Source organism: Pseudomonas sp. BO3-4 (assembly GCF_034044115.1).
In the GTDB taxonomy this organism is placed as follows: domain Bacteria; phylum Pseudomonadota; class Gammaproteobacteria; order Pseudomonadales; family Pseudomonadaceae; genus Aquipseudomonas; species Aquipseudomonas alloputida.
In genome coordinates, this window is sequence record NZ_CP139018.1 from 895997 (window position 1) to 917075 (window position 21079).

The window sequence follows — 21079 nt, forward strand, 5'->3', positions numbered from 1 at the left end:
CCCGGCCCGAGTGTTCGGGCCACAACCGACGTAACAGAGCCCTTTCAGGGGTCTTACGCACAGCCTCGACCAGGCAGTCGACAAACGGGTGGTTAGGGAGATATAGCAGCCGGTGGGGAAGCAACCAGATGGCTTTCTGGGTTAATCCTTTGGTAGAAAAGCCTCAGCGAAGCCCTAGCCTGCGGGCCAAACGGCTCAGGTTTGCGCGGTCCAGACCGAGTTCGCGGGCCGCTGCTGCCCAGTTGTCCTGATGCCGCTGCAGGCAGGCTTCGATCACCTGTCGCTGGTAAATATCGACGGCTTCACGCAAGCCGCCTTCAGGCGTGGTGACCACTTGCAGCGGTGCAGCAGGGGAGGGCAGCGTGCCTGGCGTGGTTGCCGACACACGCAGGTCCAGGTCGATGGCTTCGAGGGTGAGGATACGTGGCCGATCAGGGTGCTGGCCCAGCGCCTTGAGTGCCGAGCGGCCGATCAGGTGTTCCAGTTCGCGCACGTTGCCTGGCCAGTCGTAGGCGATCAACGCGGCTTGGGCCTCATGGCTCAGGCGCAGGCTGTTCAGGCCCAGCCGTGAACGGTTCTGTTCGAGGAAGTAGCCCGCCAATAGCAGCACGTCTCGCCCACGTTCGCGCAAAGGTGGCACGTGCAGCGGGTAAACGCTGAGGCGGTGATAGAAGTCGGCGCGAAAGTTGCCCGTACGCACCTCGGCAGCGAGGTCGCGGTTGGTAGCGGCGATCAGGCGCACGTCCACCCGGTGCTCGCGGTCCGAACCCAGGCGCTGCAACTGGCCGCTTTGCAGCACGCGTAGCAGTTTCGCCTGCACCGTCAGCGGCAGTTCACCCACTTCGTCGAGGAACAGCGTGCCGCCGTTGGCCAGTTCGAACTTGCCGCGGCGCTCGCCATGCGCGCCGGTGAAGGCGCCGCGCACATGACCGAACAGTTCGCTTTCCACCAAGGTGTCGGGCAGGGCGGCGCAGTTGAGGCTGACCAGCGGCTTGTCGGCGCGGTTACTGGCCTGGTGCAGGGCCTGGGCCACCAGCTCCTTGCCAACCCCGGTTTCGCCGGTGATCAGCACGGTCAGGTCGCTGCTGCCGACCAGACGAATTTCCTCCACCAGGCGTTTGTGCGCGGGGCTCTGGCCAATCAGCTCTCTATCCTGGCCGCTGGCCTGACGGTAGAGCTCGGCGCGATGGTGTTCGTCTTCGGCGCGCAGGGCCAGGTGCTCGATACGCTCGGCCACGGTAACGGTGGCGGCAGCCAGGCTGGCAAAGGCCTGCAGGGCATCCAGCTCCAGGCTCTGGAACTGCCCGGGGGTGAGGGCGTCGAGGGTGACCAGGCCCCATGGGCGCTCATCGACCATCAACGGGCAGCCCATGCAGTCGTGCACTTCAAGGTCGGCATCGGGGGCATTGACCAAACCATCGTAGGGGTCGGGCAGTTCGGAATCGCTGGCGAATCGGGTGGGTTCCGGGCGGCTGAGCAGTATCTGGAAACGCGGGTGCTCGCTGACCCGAAAGCGCCGGCCGAGGGTGTCGGGGCTAAGGCCATCCACTGCCAGCGGCACCAGCCATTCACCATCCAGTCGCAGCAGTGCTGCAGCATCGCACGGCAGCAGGCCACGCATGGCTTGCAACAGGCGGCGGTAGCGTTCCTGGTCGGGCAAATCGCGGGACAGGTCGCTGACCAGGGGCAGGAGGGTGGTGAGCAGTGGCTGTGTAGTCATATGGACTCCTATGGGTCGATATGACTATACGCAGAGGTGGGTCGTTTTGACATGACCTGCATCAAACCCCTGATTTTACTGGCGATAAAAGTTGGCACGATTGCTGTAATGGCAGGGGCAGTCATTTGAAGCCACAGGCTCAGGAGTTGTTGCAATGCTCAATGCCGAACAACGTGCAATCATCAAGGCCACTGTACCTCTGCTGGAAAGCGGCGGCGAAGCGCTGACCACCCACTTCTACAAGATGATGCTCAGCGAATACCCCGAGGTACGGCCGCTGTTCAACCAGGCCCACCAGGCCAGTGGCGATCAGCCGCGTGCGCTGGCTAACGGCGTGTTGATGTATGCCCGCCATATCGACCAGCTGGAGCAACTGGGCGGCCTGGTCGGGCAGATCATCAACAAGCATGTTGCCCTGCAGATTCTGCCGGAGCACTACCCGATTGTCGGAAGCTGCCTGCTGCGCGCCATCGAGGAAGTGCTGGGCAAGGACATTGCCACCCCTGCGGTGATCGACGCGTGGGGCGCGGCCTATGGCCAGCTGGCCGACATTCTGATTGGCGCTGAAGAAAACCTCTATAAAGAGAAGGAAGAGGCCGAGGGTGGCTGGCGCGGTACCCGTGAATTCCGCCTGGTACGCCGCGAGCAGGAAAGCAGCGAGATCGTTTCGTTCTACTTCGCCCCGGTGGATGGCATGCCGGTGCTCAAGGCAGAGCCTGGCCAGTACATCGGTCTGAAACTTGACATTGACGGTGCCGAGCAGCGCCGCAACTATTCCCTGTCGGCGCTGTGCGACGGCAAGGAATACCGCATTAGCGTCAAGCGCGAGGCGGGCGGCAAGGTCTCCAACTACCTGCACGATGAGCTGGTGGTGGGCGATACCCTGAAACTGTTCCCGCCTGCGGGTGACTTCACCCTGGCAGCCAGCGACAAGCCGCTGGTGCTGATCAGCGGAGGGGTGGGCATTACCCCGACCCTGGCGATGCTGCAGGCAGCACTGCAAACCCGGCGCGAGGTGCATTTCATCCACTGTGCGCGTAATGGCGCGGTGCATGCCTTCCGGGACTGGATCGATGGCCTGGCGGCGCGCCATCCACAGCTCAAGCGCTTTTACTGCTATGCCGAGCCGGAAGGTGGCGCAGCGGCCGACGCCGTGGGCTTGCTCAGTGAAGACCTGCTTGCCGAGTGGCTGCCGCAGGAGCGTGACGTGGACGCCTACTTCCTCGGGCCCAAGGGCTTCATGGCGGCGGTCAAACGCCAGCTGAAGGGCCTGGGGGTGCCGGAGCAGCAGAGCCGCTACGAGTTCTTCGGGCCGGCGGCAGCGCTGGAGTGATATAGCGCCTGTGCCGGCCTCTTCGCGGGCACGCCCGCTCCCACAGGTATTGCACCGGTCTTGAATGTGGTGCCGTCTCTGTAGGAGCGGGTTTACCCGCGAAGGGGCCGGTACAGGCTTATAAAGTACTCGTCCCCCCGCTGCAGCACACCGTTCTGCCTATATATAAAGGAAAGATGAAACCGGGCGCTGCGCTTTCATCCTTAATCATCCTTTAATCACGGTATCCTTCACTCCCGGGTGTCGAGGGGCTTGCCCCTGCGCGGCACCTGGGCAGCCGTTTTTTTGCCGCCCGGCGTTGAACCGACGTCGTTGCGGCCGGTCTCAGTCACACTGGATAGCCCTGCGCAGTGCTTCCGCGACGCTCCCTCGGCATGCTCACAGGCCATGCCCAGCGTGTAGACTTGCGCCCAGGCAGGCGGACCACGCTGCCACTATCCATCGAAGGAACCGGCAATGAACGAACAAACATCGCGCCTGAATCGGGAACGGCGCTTTCTGGTGCTGTTGGGGCTGATCTGCCTTTCACTGATCGGCGGCGCCCTCTACATGCAGGTGGTGCTAGGCGAGGCACCTTGCCCGTTGTGCATCCTGCAGCGTTATGCGTTGCTGTTCATTGCCGTGTTTGCCTTCATCGCTGCGGCGATGCCTGGGCGCCGCAGCCTGACCTTCTTCGAGGCATTGGTGGTGCTCAGTGCAATTGGCGGAATCGTTGCGGCTGGCAACCATGTGTATATACTCGCCAACCCCATGGTCAGTTGCGGTATCGATACCCTGCAGCCGATCGTGGATGACCTGCCACTGGCAAAGCTGTGGCCACTGGCGTTTCAGGTCGACGGCTTCTGCAGCACGCCGTATCCGCCGATCCTCGGCCTGTCGCTGGCGCAATGGGCACTTGTGGCGTTCGTGCTGACCGCCGTCCTCGTCCCGCTCGGTATCTACCGCAATCGACGCCAGGCTTAGACAAAAGTCCCGAATTGCATGGGGTCTTTTGCACCGAATGAGAAGAGGGAAAAGTTGCGCACCGCTTGATCCAGATCAACCCACAGGCCTTGCAGAATGCGGCTTTGAGGCCTAGCAAGCGGGGTGCGACAAACTGTCGCGAAGTTGAATTATTGAGCAGCATTGTTACGGATTCTGTAAAAGACTGTTGCTCAATAAGTCATAGTCAAGGGTTGGCGACCTATCTACAATCGCCCCCAATTTCCGTTCGGCACTGCTTGCGAGTCGCAGGATTGAAGGAAGCCCCAGCGCTCCTTTTTGCTGACTTCGTCAAGTTTCGCCCAACGGCGATACCGGGCGGACACCCCTCCGCGTTTTCCCGCACCAAATGGACTTGGTCTGAAGTACAGGCCTGTTGCCTACGAAACCATAAGCACCGCTAACCCGCTTGAAGCCAAGGTCCTGCAGTCGGACCCCAGGCAGGAGCGAGTACGGGCGCGAAATGCCTCACTTGGCAGGACGAAGTGTTGGCTACCAAAACACAAATTGCATTGAAGCAAGCTGATCTAGAGGTCGTGAGATGAGTAAAAAGCGTTACCCCAGACTGTTTGGCATATTGCCCTTTTTAGGCATGCTTTTACTCAGTGGGTGCAACTGGACCCTGCTCGACCCGAAGGGCCAGGTCGGCATTGAGCAAAAGAACCTGATCCTGATCGCTACCGGCCTGATGCTGCTGGTGGTAATCCCTGTGATCATCATGACCCTGGCGTTCGCCTGGAAGTACCGTGCTTCCAACAAGGCAGCCACTTACACCCCTGACTGGTCGCACTCGACCAAGATCGAGGCCGCGGTATGGATCATCCCGATCCTGATCATCATCGCCCTGGGTTACGTCACCTACCACTCCACCCACAAGCTGGACCCTTATCGTCCGCTGGATTCGGACGTTAAGCCGATTCAGATCGACGTGGTCGCGCTGGACTGGAAGTGGCTGTTCATCTACCCGGAGCAGGGCATTGCCACGGTCAACAAGATCGTCTTCCCGGCTAACACTCCGGTCAACTTCCGCGTCACTTCCGACGCCGTGATGAACTCGTTCTTCATCCCGGGCCTGGGCGGCCAGATCTACGCCATGGCCGGCATGACCACCAAGCTGCACCTGATCGCCAACGAAAATGGCGAGTTCGACGGTATCAGCGCCAACTACAGCGGTGCTGGCTTCACCGGCATGAAATTCAAGGCTACTGCCACCTCTCAGGAAGACTTCGACAAGTGGGTCGCTGAGGTCAAGCAGTCGCCGAAGAAGCTGGACAAGGCCGAATACGACGCCTTGGCCAAACCAAGCGAAAACAACCCGGTCGCGCTGTATAGCGAGGCTTCGCCTGAGCAGTTCCAGCTGATCGTCGACAAGTACGAAGGCATGAACCGCGGTCGTAGCCACGAAGAAGCAGGCAGCAAAGATCTGGCCACAACCAAGGGTGTGGAATCGAGTATGCAACCAGCTGCCGGTGCAGAGGAGTAAGAGATGTTCGGTAAATTAAGCCTGGAGGCGATACCCTATCACGAGCCGATAGTCATGGTGACGCTTGCCATGATCGCGCTCGGCGGTATCGCTGTCGTCGGTCTTATCACCTATTTCCGCAAGTGGACCTACTTGTGGAGCGAGTGGCTGACTACTGTCGACCACAAAAAGATCGGCGTGATGTACATCATCGTCGCGATGGTCATGCTGCTGCGTGGCTTTGCCGACGCCATCATGATGCGTACCCAGCTGGCTGCCGCAACCGGCGGCTCCGAAGGCTATCTGCCGCCTGAACACTATGACCAGATCTTCACCGCTCACGGTGTGATCATGATCATCTTCATGGCGATGCCGTTCTTCACCGGCCTGATGAACCTGGCGGTTCCTCTGCAGATCGGTGCACGTGACGTTGCCTTCCCGTTCCTGAACTCCCTGAGCTTCTACCTGCTGCTGGCAGGCGTGCTGCTGGTCAACATCTCGCTGGGCGTTGGTGAATTCGCCAAGACCGGCTGGGTTGCCTATCCGCCGCTCGCGGGCATTCAGTACAGCCCTGGGGTGGGTGTCGACTACTACATCTGGGCGCTACAGCTATCCGGATTGGGTACGACGCTTACCGGCGTGAACTTCCTCGTCACCGTGATGAAGATGCGCGCACCTGGCATGAAACTGATGGACATGCCGATCTTCACCTGGACCTGCACCTGGGCCAACGTACTGATCGTCGCTTCGTTCCCGATCCTGACTGCTGCACTCGCTCTGCTGACTGTTGACCGTTATCTGGACTTCCACATCTTCACCAACGAGCTTGGTGGGAACCCGATGATGTACGTCAACCTGTTCTGGGCGTGGGGTCACCCTGAGGTTTACATCCTGATCCTGCCGGCCTTCGGCGTGTTCTCGGAAGTCACTTCGACGTTCTCTGGCAAACGCCTGTTCGGCCACCACTCGATGATTTACGCATCGGGCGCGATCGCCATCCTCGGCTTTGCTGTATGGCTGCACCACTTCTTCACCATGGGTGCCGGCGCCAGCGTCAACACCTTCTTCGGCCTGGCGACGATGCTGATCTCCATTCCGACCGGTGTGAAGCTGTTCAACTGGCTGTTCACCATGTACCAAGGCCGTGTGCGCTTCACCGCACCGATGCTCTGGACCCTGGGCTTCATGGTCACCTTCTCCATCGGTGGCATGACCGGCGTACTGCTGGCCGTTCCGGGTGCTGACTTCGTCCTGCACAACAGCCTGTTCGTAATTGCGCACTTCCACAACGTGATCATCGGTGGCGCGGTATTCGGCTACATCGCCGGTTTCGCCTTCTGGTTCCCGAAAGCCTTCGGCTTCACCCTGAACGAGAAGTGGGGCAAAGCTGCCTTCTGGTTCTGGCTGTCGGGCTTCTACGTTGCGTTCATGCCGTTGTACGCCCTGGGCTTCATGGGCATGACCCGTCGTCTGAACCACTCCGACAACCCACTGTGGGAACCCTACCTGTACGTAGCCGTTGTCGGCGCCGTGCTGATCCTGTTCGGTATCGCTTGCCAGCTGATCCAGATCGTCGTTTCGGTCCGCGACCGCAACCAGAACCTGGACGTGACCGGCGACCCATGGGGCGGCCGTACCCTGGAATGGTCGACTTCTTCGCCACCTCCGTTCTACAACTTCGCTCACATGCCTGAGAAAGTTGGCCTGGACTGCTGGCACGAAGCCAAGGAAGCGGGCGTTGCGTACAAGGCCCCGGCCAAGTACGAAGCCATCCACATGCCGAGCAACACTGCTACCGGTCTGTTCATGGGCCTGTTCCTGACCGTCTTCGGCTTCGCCTTCATCTGGCACATCTGGTGGCTGGTGGGCGCGAGCCTGGTTGCAACCATCGCTGTCTTCGTTCGCCACGCTGCACGTGACGACCAGGGCTACATGGTTCCGGCCGAAGAAGTGGCGCGCATCGAAGGCGAGCGTATGAAAGCGCTGGCCAAAGCAGGTGCTCTGCCTGCCGGCGCACGTGTCGAATCGTTTGAGCGGGTGTAATCAATGTCCAGTCAAGTAATGCACGGCGGCGCTGCTCATGGTCACGACCATGGGCATGACGACCACCACCACGACTCGGGCCAGATGACCGTACTGGGCTTCTGGCTGTACCTGATGACCGACTGCATCCTGTTTGCGTCGCTCTTCGCCACCTACGCGGTGCTGTCCGGCAGTTTTGCCGGCGGCCCGTCGGGTCACGACATCTTCCAGCTCGATTTCGTAGCTGTTGAAACGCTGTTCCTGCTGCTGTCCTCGATCACCTTCGGCTTCGCCATGCTGAAGATGTTCGATGGCAAGAAAGCGGGCGTACTGGGCTGGTTGGCTGTGACCTTCCTGTTCGGTGCAGGCTTCATCGCGATGGAAATCTATGAGTTCCATCACCTGATCAGCGAGGGCTTCGGCCCGCAGCGCAGTGGCTTCCTGTCGGGCTTCTTCGCCCTGGTAGGCACTCACGGTCTGCACGTGACTGCTGGTCTGATCTGGATGGCAATCATGATGTACCAGATCAACAAGCACGGCATCACGCCGACCGCCAAGACCCGCATGAGCTGCCTGAGCCTGTTCTGGCACTTCCTGGACGTGGTCTGGATCTGCGTATTCACCGTCGTTTACCTGCTGGGGGTTCTGTAATGGCTAACGCACACGACACTCATCACGAAGGTAATCACGGCAGCGTCAAGTCGTACATGATCGGTTTTGTACTGTCGATCATCCTGACTGCGATCCCGTTCGGCCTGGCCATGACCGCCAGCCTGCCGAAGAACCTGACCGTTCTGATCATTGTTGCCATGGCCGTGATCCAGGTAGTTGTTCACCTGGTTTACTTCCTGCACATGGACCGCTCGAAAGAGCAACGCAACAACGTTTCGACGTTCCTGTTCACCACCCTGGTGATCGCTCTGCTTGTCGGCCTGTCGCTGTGGATCATGTTCAGCATCCACTTCGAAATGTTGGCCAAGTGAGGTAAGACTGCATGTCCGTTAAGCACTTTATCCAAATCACCAAACCGGGGATCATTTTCGGTAACGTGCTTTCCGTGGCAGGCGGTTTCTTCCTTGCCTCGAAGGGCCATGTGGATTTCGCCCTGTTCCTGGCGGTGGTGATCGGTACTTCGCTGGTGGTTGCGTCCGGATGCGTGTTCAACAACTGCATCGACCGTGACATCGACCACAAGATGGAGCGCACCAAGAACCGCGTCATGGTCCAGGGCGGCATGTCGCTGCCCCTCGCGCTGATCTACGCCACCCTGCTCGGGGTGGCGGGTTTCAGCCTGCTGTATGTCCAGGCCAACCCGCTGTCTGCGTTCTGCGCACTGATTGGCTTTGTCGTCTATGTCGGTTTCTACAGCCTGTGGCTGAAGCGTAAATCGGTGCACGGCACCTTGGTCGGCAGCCTGTCCGGTGCCATGCCTCCGGTGATCGGCTACTGCGCCGTGAGCAACAGCTTCGACCTGGCTGCGGTAACCCTGCTGGTGATGTTCAGCCTTTGGCAAATGCCGCACAGCTTTGCCATCGCGATCTTCCGCTTCAAGGATTACAGCGCTGCCAACATTCCGGTCCTGCCGGTGGCACGTGGCGTCCTGGCGGCGAAGAAGCAGATTGTGCTGTACGTGCTGGCCTTTGTGCTCGCCACCTTGATGCTCACCCTCGGCGGTTACGCCGGCCTCGGCTACCTGGCCGTGGCAGCAGCCATGGGCCTGTACTGGCTGTACATGGCCTGGGGTGGTTACAAGGCCGAGGACGACAGCAAGTGGGCCCGCAAGGTGTTCGGCTTCTCCATCCTTACCGTCACTGCCCTGAGCGTGATGATGGGGGTGGACAGCCAGACCGCTGCGGATGTGCTGATGACCTACGCACGCTGAAACTGCTGCCTGTTTCACGAAAACCCCGGCCACTGTGCCGGGGTTTTTTTTGGGTATTTTTCCTGTGCCGGCCTCTTCGCGGGTAAACCCGCTCCTACAAGGTTCCTGTAGGAGCGGGTTTACCCGCGAAGAGGCCAGCACAGGAAAATATAAATCTCTGATTTTCAAACAATAGATCTGAAAAGTTCTAACAAAACAGGAAATTATCCTTTACAAGTATCCTGTTTCGGCACTATCTTCTGATTCAGGCCGCCACATCGGCCAGCGTCGCTCGGACGGTTCCGGGCGCTTACGTCCTCAGAGGAAGCCATGGCCAACCCAGGTTCGCCGCGCCGCTTTGCGCGCATCGATCGTCTCCCCCCTTACGTCTTCAACATCACTGCCGAGCTCAAGATGGCCGCCCGCCGCCGTGGCGAGGACATCATCGACCTGAGCATGGGCAACCCCGATGGCGCCACCCCGCCGCACATCGTCGAGAAGCTGGTACAGGTCGCCCAGCGTGAAGACACCCACGGCTACTCCACCTCGCGCGGCATCCCGCGCCTGCGTCGGGCCATCTCCAACTGGTACAAGGACCGCTACGAGGTCGACATCGACCCGGAAAGCGAAGCCATCGTTACCATCGGCTCGAAAGAGGGCCTGGCCCACCTGATGCTGGCCACCCTCGACCAGGGCGATACGGTGCTGGTGCCCAACCCCAGCTACCCGATCCACATCTACGGCGCAGTGATCGCCGGTGCCCAGGTGCGTTCGGTGCCGCTGGTGCCGGGTGTGGACTTCTTCAACGAGCTTGAGCGGGCCATTCGCGAGTCCATCCCCAAGCCGAAGATGATGATCCTGGGCTTCCCGTCCAACCCGACCGCCCAGTGCGTGGAGCTGGACTTCTTCGAGCGCGTGGTGGCCCTGGCCAAGCAGTACAACGTACTGGTGGTGCATGACCTGGCCTATGCCGATATCGTCTACGACGGCTGGAAAGCCCCGTCGATCATGCAGGTGCCGGGTGCCAAGGACATTGCGGTGGAGTTCTTCACCCTGTCCAAGAGCTACAACATGGCCGGCTGGCGCATCGGCTTCATGGTCGGCAACCCCGAGCTGGTCAACGCCCTTGCGCGGATCAAGAGCTACCACGACTATGGCACCTTCACCCCGCTACAGGTCGCAGCCATTGCCGCGCTGGAAGGCGACCAACAGTGCGTGCGCGACATTGCCGAGCAGTATCGCCAGCGTCGCAACCTGCTGGTCAAAGGGCTGCACGAACTGGGCTGGATGGTCGAGAACCCCAAGGCGTCGATGTACGTGTGGGCGAAGATCCCGCCGGAGTATGCGCACCTGGGTTCGCTGGAGTTCTCCAAGAAGCTGCTGGCCGAGGCCAAGGTCTGCGTGTCGCCGGGGATCGGCTTTGGTGACTATGGGGACGACCATGTGCGCTTTGCGTTGATCGAGAACCAGGACCGTATTCGCCAGGCCATCCGCGGAATCCGGCAAATGTTCCGGGCTGATGGTTTGGCTCGCAAGTAAGCCCATTGGGGCTGCGAAGCAGCCCCAACTGCCTCTTGGGTGAGCTTTCCGCCTGCCTTCTGATTACCCGTACGCCTACCGTCAGCACTCATTTCTCACCAAAGAGATCCCCCCATGAGTGTCTTCACCGCCTACTTCTGCGGCACTGGCTCGCACCGTTTCGACGACGCCAATCCCAACTTCTGGAATGGCGAGCTGGTCTCGACCCTGGCCAGTAATGACCAGAGCCGGGAATTCGCCCACTGGATCGCCGTTGACGGCCCAGGCAGCGGCAACCTTCAGGATGACAACCTGTTCGTCGAACCCGGCGGCTATTTCAACTGGACCGGCCAGCTGTTTGGTCGCGGCTGGGAGGAGAACGTCAACCATGTCCTGCAGGTCATCAAAGGCGAAAGCAGTTGGCGGCGCACCAAACTCAGTGAGCAAGAATACGAGCGGCTGAAAGCTGCCGGCGTGCCCATTCCGGACGTGTCTTCCTCCGCTTCATGGTTCTGGCGAACCTACGACTATGGCGATCGCCACCCGACCCCGCAGGAACTGCAGGAGCGCATCATCAGCATGTTCCGCAAACCGCGCCTGCCAACCCAGGTCAACCTGGTGGGCTGGAGCAGGGGAGGGATCAGCTGCCACATGCTGGCCAATGCCATGGCGCAAGACCCGGTATTGCGGGGCATACCGGTGAACATATTTGCCATCGACCCGGTGCCTGGCGTCGGTAACGTACAGGCCGAGCGCGTAACCTTGGCGGATAATGTCAAAGAGTACGTAGGCTTCTACTCAAGGGATGAGCGCTCCAAAGGTTTTGCCTGCGTGATCCCTTCGGTCGCCAAAGGGACACGGATATGCGTTTACCCGATGCCGGGCCGCCATGCCACGCTGGTGGGCAACGCCTCGGCTGATGGCGCAGGCGATGGCAAGGTGCTGGCCGAACCTGGGCTGATCGTTCGCCACTTTGCCGAGGTTTGCCTGACCCGCTGGGGCGTGCACCTGGACAAACGTCTGGCCTTGAGCAGCAGCCAGTTGATGAAGTATCACCAGGTCATGGCGGCTGCCGACAGGCAGTATCAGGCCATGCGCAGTGAGTCCTACACGGTACTCACCGAGGGCGATAAAAATGATCGTCTGGTGCATTGTGGTGAGGTGCATACGCAGTTCAGCAAGGTACAGGGAGGCAGCTACAAGCCGAGCGCAGGCCTGGGTTTAAAATGCTGGGACGCTGAAGCCTACCAGCCCATCTGCTAGCTGAAAGGGGGCGGCCGGTGAATGCACTGGTCGCCCTTGTTCAGTGGCCGGATCAGCGGCAACTTTTTTTGCATTCCCCCTCTATCCAGCGGCCCCTGGTTGGATTAAAAATGGCGCCGCGGGCCAGCCCCGATAACAACCACCTTCCCTCCGTGACATCATGTCTGAATATAACCCTTGCCTTGACTGCGGCGCCTGCTGCGGGTACTTCCGTGTGTCCTTCTTCTGGGGCGAATGCCAGTCTGCCGGGGGCGTAGTGCCGGACGACCTGGTGGTACAGATCAACCCCACGCGCGTTGCCATGATCGGCACCGATGCCAAGCCCTGCCGCTGTGTCAGCCTTCAGGGCGAGATCGGTAAAGAGGTGGCTTGTACGATTTACGCCAACCGTTCCAGCCCGTGCCGCGAGTTTGATGCGTCGTGGGAGGGTGGGGTGCATAACCCGAGCTGTGATGATGCGCGGGCAGCGTATGGCCTGCCACCCTTGACTCCGCCAGAGGCCAACGAGCCGCATTGGCCGGATGATGGGGCTGAGGTGGCCTGAAGTATCAATCAGCCTGACGCGGTCGATGTGGAGCCTTGCGTCGCGAAAGGGCCGCACAGCGGCCCCAGGCATCAGCGGCACCGCGAGAATTGCCAGGGCTGCTTTGCAGCCCCTTCGCGACGCAAGGCCGCTCCCACAGGTAGCGTGCAAGGCTCCTGGCCTGTGGTGAACCTGCCGGCGACGGGCTGCAAAGCAGCCCGAGATGCCTGAACCCTGCACTTGACGTTAAACTGTCATCTCCCCAGCAATGGACAGGAGATCCGGCGTGACCCCACCCCGCAGTTTCCCCAGTGACCTCTGCCTCGACAGCCCACGCCTGCAACTGCGCCCCATGCGCCATGCCGATGCCGCGCAGTGGCTGGCGATCATGGCCGACCCCGAGGTCATGCGCTATTGGCACCATGCACCCTGGCAAGACCTGGCCGAGGCCGAAAGCGCTCTGGCCGCCGACCGCGAAGCCTATGCCAATGGCGACCAACTCAAGCTCGGCATGTACCGCCGCGACAACGGCGAACTGATCGGCATGGTCCAGCTGTTCAACATCGACGACATTTCCCGCCGTGGCGAAATCGGCTACTGCCTGGCTAGCGCCGTGCAGGGCAGGGGCTACATGGACGAAGCACTAACCTGCTTCATCGACTACCTCGCCCACACCCTGCACATGCGCCGCCTGGAAGGCGAAATCGATCCGCGCAACCAAGGCTCGGCACGCACCCTGGAGCGCCAGGGTTTTGTGCTGGAAGGCACCTTGCGGGCCCGCTGGTGCGTGGCGGGTGAGCTGTCCGACTCTGGCATCTACGGCTTGTTGCTCGAACCACCTGTTGCATAGTCTTACGGCGAATAGCTACTATTCGGGAACAATTCTCACTTGTGTCCCGGTGCCCCATGCCCGTAGCCGACTCACCGAGCCCGTACCCGCTTGAACAGCTGTACAGCGAGCACCATGGCTGGCTTTTCAGCTGGCTACGTCGCAAGCTGCGTTGTTCGCACAGCGCAGCCGATCTGGCCCAGGACACCTTCGTGCGCATTCTGGCCTCGCGTGATGCCTTGCTGGGCATGCGCGAGCCACGCGCCTACCTCAGTACCACTGCACGCCGTCTGTTGATCGACCGGGTGCGCCGACAGCAAATCGAAGAGGCCTACCTCAGCGAACTTGCCTTGGCTGCCGAGGTGCTGGAGGGGCACCAGTCTCCCGAAAGCATCCTCATCACCCTCGAAGCGCTGGAGCAGATCGCTTTTCTGCTGGAAGGCCTGCACGTGAATGCCCGCGAGGCCTTCGTCGGTTACTACCTGGACGACCTGACCCAGCCTCAGATTGCCAAACGCCTGCAGATTTCCCCACGCATGGTGCGCAAGTACCTGGCTCAGGCCCTGATCCATTGCCACCGCACGCTGGACATTGCCGAACCGTGAATCCCTCGCGTATCGAACAGGAAGCTGCCGAATGGGCCCTGTGCCTGGGCGAGGGTGAACTGGATGCCGACGAGGCGCGTGAGTTCGACGCCTGGCTGCAGGCCGACCCACGCCACGGCGCCACCTTGCGCCGCATGCAAGGGGTGATCAGCCAGGTGCAGGCACTGCGCAAGCAACGCGGGCCGGTGGGCGCGGGGCTGCGCGCCGGCGTACAGGTTTCGGCTCCAGGCTCGGGCGCACGGCGCACTTTGCTCGGTTTGGCCCTGGCAATCTCCTTGCTGGGCACACTGAGCCTTTCCGGTGGAACGCCGCGCGACTGGCTGGCCGACTTGCATACCGCGCCGGCGGAGTGGCGCAGCCAAACCCTGGCAGATGGCTCGCAGCTGACCTTGGCCGGCAACTCTGCAGTAGATGTCGAGTTCAGCACTGGCGAGCGGCGCATCCGCCTGCTGCATGGCCAGGTGCTGGTGGATGTCAGCCATGACCCAACGCGACCCTTCGTGATACAGACCGACGAAGGCAGCTTCAAGGCCCTGGGTACGCGCTTCGTGGTCAGCCAAGGCCACGCTCGCAGCGAGCTGACCATGCTTGAGTCCCGGGTCGAGGCGCGCACTGCCGTGTCCGGCGATCAGTTGGTCGTGGGCCCGGGCGAGCGGGCATGGGTGGCGCGTGACGGGCTTGGCCCGTTGCCGGCCATCGACCCGGCGCGGGTCGATCGGGCCTGGCAGCATCACCAGTTGGTGGCCGACGGCGCACCGCTCGACCAGGTGCTCGATGCCTTGGCCGAGCAACGCCGTGGCGTGCTGCGCTTCGACCGCCAGGCAATGCAGGCGATCAAGGTGTCGGCGGTACTGCCGCTGGATGACAGCGAAAGAGCCCTGCGCCTGCTGGCCGAGGCGCTGCCGATTCGTATCGGCGGCGTTGGCCGCTGGTGGACCACGGTCGAGCCCGTCTCACGAGAAAATTGATCCAGGTGGTTCCGCTTCTGCGCAGTGGCCCGTCAGAGAAGAGGCCAACCGATCAAGAACAAGGAGCCGATCCACCATGCACCGATTCCCTGGCCACCCCGTCCTCAGCCCGCTAGCCCTGGCCTTGCGCCTGTCCTGTGCCGGGCTGGCCCTATCCGTTGCGACCCTGCCGGCCGTCGCCGAGGAGGCCGCCCGCCGTAGCTTCGACGTGCCTGCCGGCAACCTCGCCCAGGCGCTTGGCAGCTATGCCCAGCAAGCCGCCGTGTCGCTGGCCTTCACCCCTGAAGCACTGGCCGGCCTGCAAAGCAACGGCCTGCATGGCCTGTATTCGGTGGACAGCGGTTTTGCCGTGTTGCTGGCCGGCAGTGGCTACCGGGTAGAGCGTAGCGATAACGGCTACCGGCTGGTGGCCGAGCCGCAAGCGGCGGTGAGCAGTGAGGCGATGGAACTTGGCGTGACCACCGTAGCCGGGCAGGGCATGGGCCAGAGTACCGAGAACACCGGCTCCTACGCACCGGGCCTGATCAGCGTTGGCTCCAAGACCCCGACCAGCCTGCGCCAGACGCCGCAATCGGTGTCGACCGTGACCCGCCAGCTGATTGAAGACCAGCAACTGACCGACATCAACCAGGCGATGAAAGTGACGCCGGGGATCGTCACCCAGAGCACCACCTTCCGCACCCAGGACTTCATCTCGCGTGGTTTCAGTATCCAGAACCTGCAGATCGACGGCGCTGCACCGCAGGCGCTGGGCACCGCCATGGGTTCGTTCTATTCGTCGAACATCTTCGAACTGGCCGAGTTCGACCACATCGAGGTACTGCGCGGTACTGCTGCGTTGTATGGTGGCTCGGGTGACCCGGGTGGCATCATCAACATGGTGCGCAAGCGGCCGACTTCCTTTAACCAGCTGAAGCTGACCCTGTCGGCCGGTAGCTGGGACAACTATCGCCAGGAGTTCGACCTGTCCGGCCCGCTGGGCTGGGATGGCCGCGTGCGCGGTCGCCTGGTGATGTCCAACACCGATCGCCAGTATTTCACCGACAACCGCGCCACCGAGCGGCCGTTGGTGTATGGCGTGCTGGAGGCGGACGTTACGGACGACACCATGCTCACCTTCGGCGCTCGCTACAACAAATCCCACGAAACTGGCAGCAACAGTGCGGTGCCGCGCTACAGCAATGGTGCTGACCTGAACCTGCCACGGCATACCGGCCTGACCAAGAATTGGGCCTACCTCGACGCCACCGCGCGCGAGTACTTCGCCAAGGTGGACCACCGATTCAACGACGACTGGAAGCTCAACCTCAGCTACACCAACACGTGGGACCTTGGGCTGTTCAAGACGGCGACCACCCTGAATGCAGTAGACCCGGTGACCAATCGCGGGGCGACCTGGTACGGCACCTCGACCCGTCAGGAGAACGAGCAGCACCTGTATGACGGTAACGTCTCTGGCCACTTCCAGGCCTTTGGTCTGGACCATGAAGTGGTCTTCGGCGCCGACTACCAGAAGATCGACAGCCGGTGGCTGGGCACTGCGCCTTATGCCGCCTCGGGCGCGCCGGCCAACGTGTTCGACCCCGACAGCTCGGCATTCGACGACCCCGGCAACGGGCGTGACTACAAGCGCGACTACAGCCCCAACTCGCAACGTCAGTACGGCCTGTACGGCAGCCTGCGTTTGCAGCTGGCCGAGCCCCTGCACCTGATTGTCGGTGCGCGTGCACAGCGTTTCCACTTTTGGCAGACCTACACCAACAACCTGACCTCGCCAGCAAGTATCTCCAGCCCGGAGCAGCGTATAGGCACGAAGGTCACCCCGTTCGGTGGCCTGGTCTACGACCTTGACGATCAATGGTCGACATACGTCAGCTATTCGGAAATCTACAAACCGCAGTCCAGCCGAATCAGCGGCCCTGCGCAAAGCGGTTCGCCGCTTGAGCCCATGACCGGCAAAACCTACGAAACCGGCCTCAAGGGTGAGTTGTTCAACGGCGCACTCAACGCCAGCGTGGCGCTGTACTACAGCACCCGCGAAAACGAAGCGGTGCAAGACCCGAACTTCCTGGCCACCAACGCCGGCTTCTCGGGCAGCTGCTGCTATGTGTCCAACGGTAAGGTGGTGAGCAAGGGCATCGACATGGAGCTGTCTGGCGAGCTGCTGCCGGACTGGATGCTGGTGGGGGGCTACACCTTCAACCTGAACCGCAACCGCAGCGCCGATGCACCGCTGAGCACGGTGATGCCAAAGCACCTGTTCAAGCTGTACAGCACCTACCGGCTGCCGGGTATCCTCAGCGACTTCAAGGTCGGCGGCGGCGTGCAGGTGCAAAGCGCCACGTACATGAGCGGTACAGTGAATCGCTACGACAGCAGCGGCGCGCTGGTTGAGCGAAACGTACCGTTCGACTTCGACCAGAGCGGCTATGCGATCTGGAACGCGTTGGTCGAATACCGTGTCGATGATCACTGGAACGTCACGCTCAACGGCAACAACCTGTTCGACAAGAAGTACTACGAAACTGTGGGTACTTCGACCTATGGCAACTACTATGGTGAACCACGCAACTTCATGGTGACCCTGCGCGGCACCTATTGAGGGTTTGGAAGCGGGGCAGGGCCTGGGTTAAGGTCGTAGGCTGTCCCGTTTCTCTCAGGAATCCCCTTTGCCCGCTTTCTACCTGAGTATCAGCCTGCTGCTGTATTTGCTCGCCCTGTTCTTCGATGGCGCGCTGATGAGCGGCGAGCGTCATATGCCGGCCCTGCAGATGCTGCTGTACGGGCCATGGGGCATGCCGTTCGGCTTGTACCAATGGTTTGCCAATCCGCTGCTGGCCTTGGCCATCCTGGCTCATCGGCGGTTTCGCCGGTTGGCCTTGCTGGCCGGGCTTGGGGCGGCGTATCTGGCTGCCAGCAGTTTTGGCATCGACCGCTTGCCGGATAACAGCAGCTATGAATTTCATGACCTTACCGGCTTTGGTGCTGGCTTCTACCTGTGGCTGGTAGCGATGGTGGTGTTTTGCCTGGGGCAAGCCTGGTTTTGCTGGAAGGCGCGAAGGGCTGACGACGTGCCAGGCTGGAACTGGCTTGATGTCGCCTTGATTGCCGCCCTGGGGGTAACGTTGTATGCAGCGACGCAAATGCCCTCGCTGCGCTTCGAGCCAGGCAAGGTGCTGATGCCTCCGGAGCAGCCGCAGACGCTTTGATACCCACAAGGAGGGTTAGCATGATCAAGCATTACCTGGCAGGCCTGGCACTGGCCTGCGTGCTACCGGTAGCGATGGCGGACGATTACACGGCGGCCTACGGGCAGTGCATGGACAAGGCCTCCAGCACCGTGGCCATGAGCGCGTGCATTGGGGCCGAAACGCAAGTGCAGGACCAGCGCTTGAACCGGGTGTACAAGCAGCTGATGGGCAAGCTGGATGCCGGGCAACAGAAGAGCCTGCGGGATGTGCAGCGCAAGTGGCTGGCCTACCGTGATGGCAATTGCCAGTTCCATGTACAGGCCAGTGGTGGAACCCTGGCGCAGCTGGAAGGTGGCAGCTGCATCATGGACATGACCCGCGACCGCGCTGCGGAGCTGGAGCGGGTGCTTAGCCCTGGGCAGTAGCGCCTGTTCAGGCATGATTGGCCCACATTTGCAGGCGCGGGTTCAGCCGCGAACACCGGCTTTGCGGGTGTCATGCTCCGCGTTGCCTTCTTCGCGGGTGAACCCGCTCCTACAGGGCACTGCAGGGTGCTGGTTCTATTTACGCGGTTGGCGCAGCGCCCGGGCCTTGAGGTACTCGCGCACCTCCACGGCATCCCCGGCAAACTCGATGCGCTCGGCCTTGGCTGCGCGCTGGTAGGCATACATCGGGTCGTAGTACTCGTTCAGCAAGCCTTCGATCCAGCCCCGGTGCAGGTCTACTGCGCCGCTGCGCTGCTGCTCTTCCAAGGCTTCGCGCAGCATCTCGGACAAGCGCTGATGGCGCTCTCCACCTAAACGCTTGTAGATGTTGGCCATGCTCTGCAGCATGCGCTCGGCAAACAGCCGGGGGCCGTCTTCTTCGCCATGCACGGCCTTGAACTCGGCGCTCAGGTTGACCACGTAGTCGCGCAGGATGCGCTCCACGCGGTTGGTGAAACTGTCTTCAAGCCACACCAGCGGGTAATGCTGCATGCCTTGGTACAACTCCAGCGGCACCGTGCAGCTGCCAACAATGCGGCCTTCATCTTCCAGCACAAACTGCCCGATACCGCGGGCGCGCTTTTTCAGCACGTCGATTGCCAGCTGGTTTTCAAAGTCGATCTGCGCCGGTTGCGCCGTGGCGCGCTTGCCGAAACTGGAGCCGCGATGGTTGGCGTGGCCTTCAAGGTCCAGCACGTTGTCCAACTGGTGCAGCACATCGGTCTTGCCGGTACCGGTCAGTCCACCGACCAGTACGAAATCACATTGCTCCACCGCTTGCTGGGTAGTCTCCAGCAGGAAGGTACGCATGGCCTTGTAGCCGCCTTTGACACGCGGGTACTGAATACCCGCCTCATCGCGCAGCCAGCCCTGCACGATCTGCGAACGCAGGCCGCCACGGAAGCAGTACAGGTAACCGTCAGGGTGCGCCTTGGCAAACGCTGCCCAGGCCTCCAGACGGGCTTGCTTGGTGGTGCCACTGACCAGCTGGTGGCCCAGGGCGATGGCGGCGGCCTGGCCCTGCTGTTTGTAGCAGGTGCCGACCTTCTGCCGCTCCTGGTCGTTCATCAGCGGCAGGTTTACCACGCCAGGGAAGGCGCCTTTGGCGAATTCGACGGGGGCGCGCATGTCCATCATCGGCACGTCGTCGAGGAACAGCTGACGGAAGTCGGTGCAGTCGGGGCGCATCAGATCACCTCGACCGCATGGCTCTGTCGCTCGACCAGCTTGCCGATCGGAGACAGTTTCAGGCCCAGGCCGGCAGCCACGGCGAGGAACTCGGCTTCACCCTCCGGGGCAACAGCAACCAGCAAGCCACCGCTGGTCTGCGGATCGCACAGCAGGTGCTTCTGGTCGTCGCTGAGGGCGCCGATCTTGTGCCCGTAGCTGTCGTAGTTGCGCAGGGTTCCACCGGGGATGCAGCCTTCGGCCAGGTAGTGGTCGACGCTAGGCAGGCGTGGCACGGCGGCGTAGTTCAGGTGCGCGGTGAGGCCGCTGCCTTCGGCCAGCTCGACCAGGTGGCCGAGCAGGCCGAAGCCGGTGACGTCGGTCATGGCCTTGACCCCGTCCAGCTTGCCGAAGCGGCTGCCGGGCGTGTTGAGGGTGCACATCCAGTCGCGAGCCAGGCCTTGGTCTTGCACACGCAGCTTGGCCTTCTTTTCGGCAGTGGTGAGGATGCCGATGCCCAGGGGCTTGGTCAGGTACAGCTGGCAGCCCGCGCTGGCAGTGTCGTTGCGTTTGAGGTGGCGTTTATTGACCACGCCGGTGACGGCCAGGCCAAAGATCGGCTCAGGCGCGTCGATCGAGTGGCCGCCGGCCAGCGGGATACCCGCTTCGGCACACACTGCGCGGCCGCCGCGGATGACTTCGCGGGCGACTTCCGGCGGCAGCACGTTGACCGGCCAGCCGAGGATGGCAATGGCCATCAGCGGGTCGCCGCCCATGGCATAGATGTCGCTGATGGCGTTGGTGGCGGCAATGCGGCCGAAGTCGTAAGGGTCATCGACGATCGGCATGAAAAAGTCGGTGGTCGAAACCACGCCGCGCTCGTCGTCCAGCGCGTACACTGCTGCATCGTCGCGCGAGGCATTGCCGACCCACAGTTTCGGGTCCAGGGCCTGGGTGCCGCTTTCGGCGAGGATCACGTCCAGCACCTTGGGGGAGATCTTGCAGCCACAGCCGGCGCCATGGCTGTACTGGGTCAGGCGAATCGGCTCGCTCATATGCACCTCTGCAGGTCAAATTGTTGCGCGATTGTAGCAAAGCTGGCCTTTAGGCCCTTGCCTCTTATAATTCCCGGTGTCGGCAAATGTGTCGGC

At 61.6% G+C, this 21079-nt stretch carries 19 protein-coding genes; 16 read left to right on the plus strand and 3 right to left on the minus strand.

Annotated features, from left to right (window positions below; genetic code table 11):
* Positions 1-163: 163 nt before the first annotated feature.
* Positions 164-1720 (minus strand): nitric oxide reductase transcriptional regulator NorR, encoded by a 1557-nt coding sequence (gene norR, locus REH59_RS04055; RefSeq protein ID WP_014861449.1) that lies wholly within the window; start codon positions 1718-1720, stop codon positions 164-166.
* Positions 1721-1874: 154 nt separating this feature from the next.
* On the opposite strand from norR, the gene hmpA reads away from it, so the two are divergent.
* From hmpA to REH59_RS04135, 16 genes are all read left to right on the plus strand, one after another.
* On the plus strand, positions 1875-3053 hold the full coding sequence (gene hmpA / locus REH59_RS04060) for an NO-inducible flavohemoprotein (RefSeq protein ID WP_012051223.1): 1179 nt from the start codon (positions 1875-1877) through the stop codon (positions 3051-3053).
* Positions 3054-3509: 456 nt separating this feature from the next.
* Positions 3510-4016: a disulfide bond formation protein B gene (locus REH59_RS04065; protein ID WP_003248609.1), complete on the plus strand. Its 507-nt coding sequence runs from the start codon at positions 3510-3512 to the stop codon at positions 4014-4016.
* A 559-nt stretch (positions 4017-4575) separates the two neighbouring features.
* Entirely contained in the window at positions 4576-5517 is a 942-nt protein-coding gene (gene cyoA / locus REH59_RS04070; protein WP_003248605.1) for a ubiquinol oxidase subunit II, read from the plus strand.
* 3 nt (positions 5518-5520) lie between these two features.
* On the plus strand, positions 5521-7539 hold the full coding sequence (gene cyoB / locus REH59_RS04075) for a cytochrome o ubiquinol oxidase subunit I (RefSeq protein ID WP_010952047.1): 2019 nt from the start codon (positions 5521-5523) through the stop codon (positions 7537-7539).
* A gap of 3 nt (positions 7540-7542) precedes the next feature.
* Positions 7543-8169 carry a cytochrome o ubiquinol oxidase subunit III gene (gene cyoC / locus REH59_RS04080; protein ID WP_012051225.1) on the plus strand — a complete coding sequence of 209 codons (627 nt, stop codon included), beginning with the start codon at positions 7543-7545 and terminating at the stop codon, positions 8167-8169.
* The gene (gene cyoD, locus REH59_RS04085; protein WP_003248599.1) at positions 8169-8501 is read left to right on the plus strand and encodes a cytochrome o ubiquinol oxidase subunit IV; all 333 of its coding nucleotides are present in this window, start codon (positions 8169-8171) and stop codon (positions 8499-8501) included. The genes cyoC and cyoD overlap by 1 nt, the downstream gene beginning before the upstream one ends.
* Positions 8502-8512: 11 nt before the next feature.
* On the plus strand, positions 8513-9400 hold the full coding sequence (gene cyoE, locus REH59_RS04090) for a heme o synthase (protein ID WP_014861450.1): 888 nt from the start codon (positions 8513-8515) through the stop codon (positions 9398-9400).
* Positions 9401-9709: 309 nt separating this feature from the next.
* Entirely contained in the window at positions 9710-10918 is a 1209-nt protein-coding gene (gene alaC, locus REH59_RS04095) for an alanine transaminase (protein WP_014861452.1), read from the plus strand.
* A 114-nt stretch (positions 10919-11032) separates the two neighbouring features.
* A complete protein-coding gene (locus REH59_RS04100) occupies positions 11033-12160 on the plus strand; it encodes a hypothetical protein (protein ID WP_014861453.1) in 1128 nt (375 codons plus the stop codon).
* A gap of 160 nt (positions 12161-12320) precedes the next feature.
* Positions 12321-12704: a YkgJ family cysteine cluster protein gene (locus tag REH59_RS04105; protein ID WP_003248590.1), complete on the plus strand. Its 384-nt coding sequence runs from the start codon at positions 12321-12323 to the stop codon at positions 12702-12704.
* A gap of 265 nt (positions 12705-12969) precedes the next feature.
* Positions 12970-13533, plus strand: coding sequence for a GNAT family N-acetyltransferase (locus tag REH59_RS04110; RefSeq protein ID WP_003248588.1), 564 nt, complete (start codon positions 12970-12972; stop codon positions 13531-13533).
* Between the two features lie 56 nt (positions 13534-13589).
* Complete coding sequence (locus REH59_RS04115) at positions 13590-14117, plus strand: sigma-70 family RNA polymerase sigma factor (RefSeq protein WP_014861454.1); 528 nt, start codon at positions 13590-13592, stop codon at positions 14115-14117.
* Positions 14114-15085, plus strand: coding sequence for a FecR family protein (locus REH59_RS04120; protein WP_014861455.1), 972 nt, complete (start codon positions 14114-14116; stop codon positions 15083-15085). Before REH59_RS04115 ends, REH59_RS04120 begins: the two co-directional genes overlap by 4 nt.
* A gap of 76 nt (positions 15086-15161) precedes the next feature.
* Positions 15162-17687 carry a TonB-dependent siderophore receptor gene (locus REH59_RS04125; RefSeq protein WP_014861456.1) on the plus strand — a complete coding sequence of 842 codons (2526 nt, stop codon included), beginning with the start codon at positions 15162-15164 and terminating at the stop codon, positions 17685-17687.
* Positions 17688-17754: 67 nt separating this feature from the next.
* On the plus strand, positions 17755-18294 hold the full coding sequence (locus REH59_RS04130; RefSeq protein WP_014589735.1) for a hypothetical protein: 540 nt from the start codon (positions 17755-17757) through the stop codon (positions 18292-18294).
* Between the two features lie 20 nt (positions 18295-18314).
* The gene (locus REH59_RS04135) at positions 18315-18701 is read left to right on the plus strand and encodes a lysozyme inhibitor LprI family protein (RefSeq protein WP_014861457.1); all 387 of its coding nucleotides are present in this window, start codon (positions 18315-18317) and stop codon (positions 18699-18701) included.
* Positions 18702-18836: 135 nt separating this feature from the next.
* Here the strand turns inward: REH59_RS04135 and mnmH are convergent, their stop codons facing one another.
* Both mnmH and selD read right to left on the minus strand, forming a co-directional pair.
* Positions 18837-19949 (minus strand): tRNA 2-selenouridine(34) synthase MnmH, encoded by a 1113-nt coding sequence (gene mnmH / locus REH59_RS04140; RefSeq protein WP_014755375.1) that lies wholly within the window; start codon positions 19947-19949, stop codon positions 18837-18839.
* Complete coding sequence (selD, locus tag REH59_RS04145) at positions 19949-20983, minus strand: selenide, water dikinase SelD (RefSeq protein ID WP_014861458.1); 1035 nt, start codon at positions 20981-20983, stop codon at positions 19949-19951. The genes mnmH and selD overlap by 1 nt, the downstream gene beginning before the upstream one ends.
* Between the last annotated feature and the right edge of the window lie 96 nt (positions 20984-21079).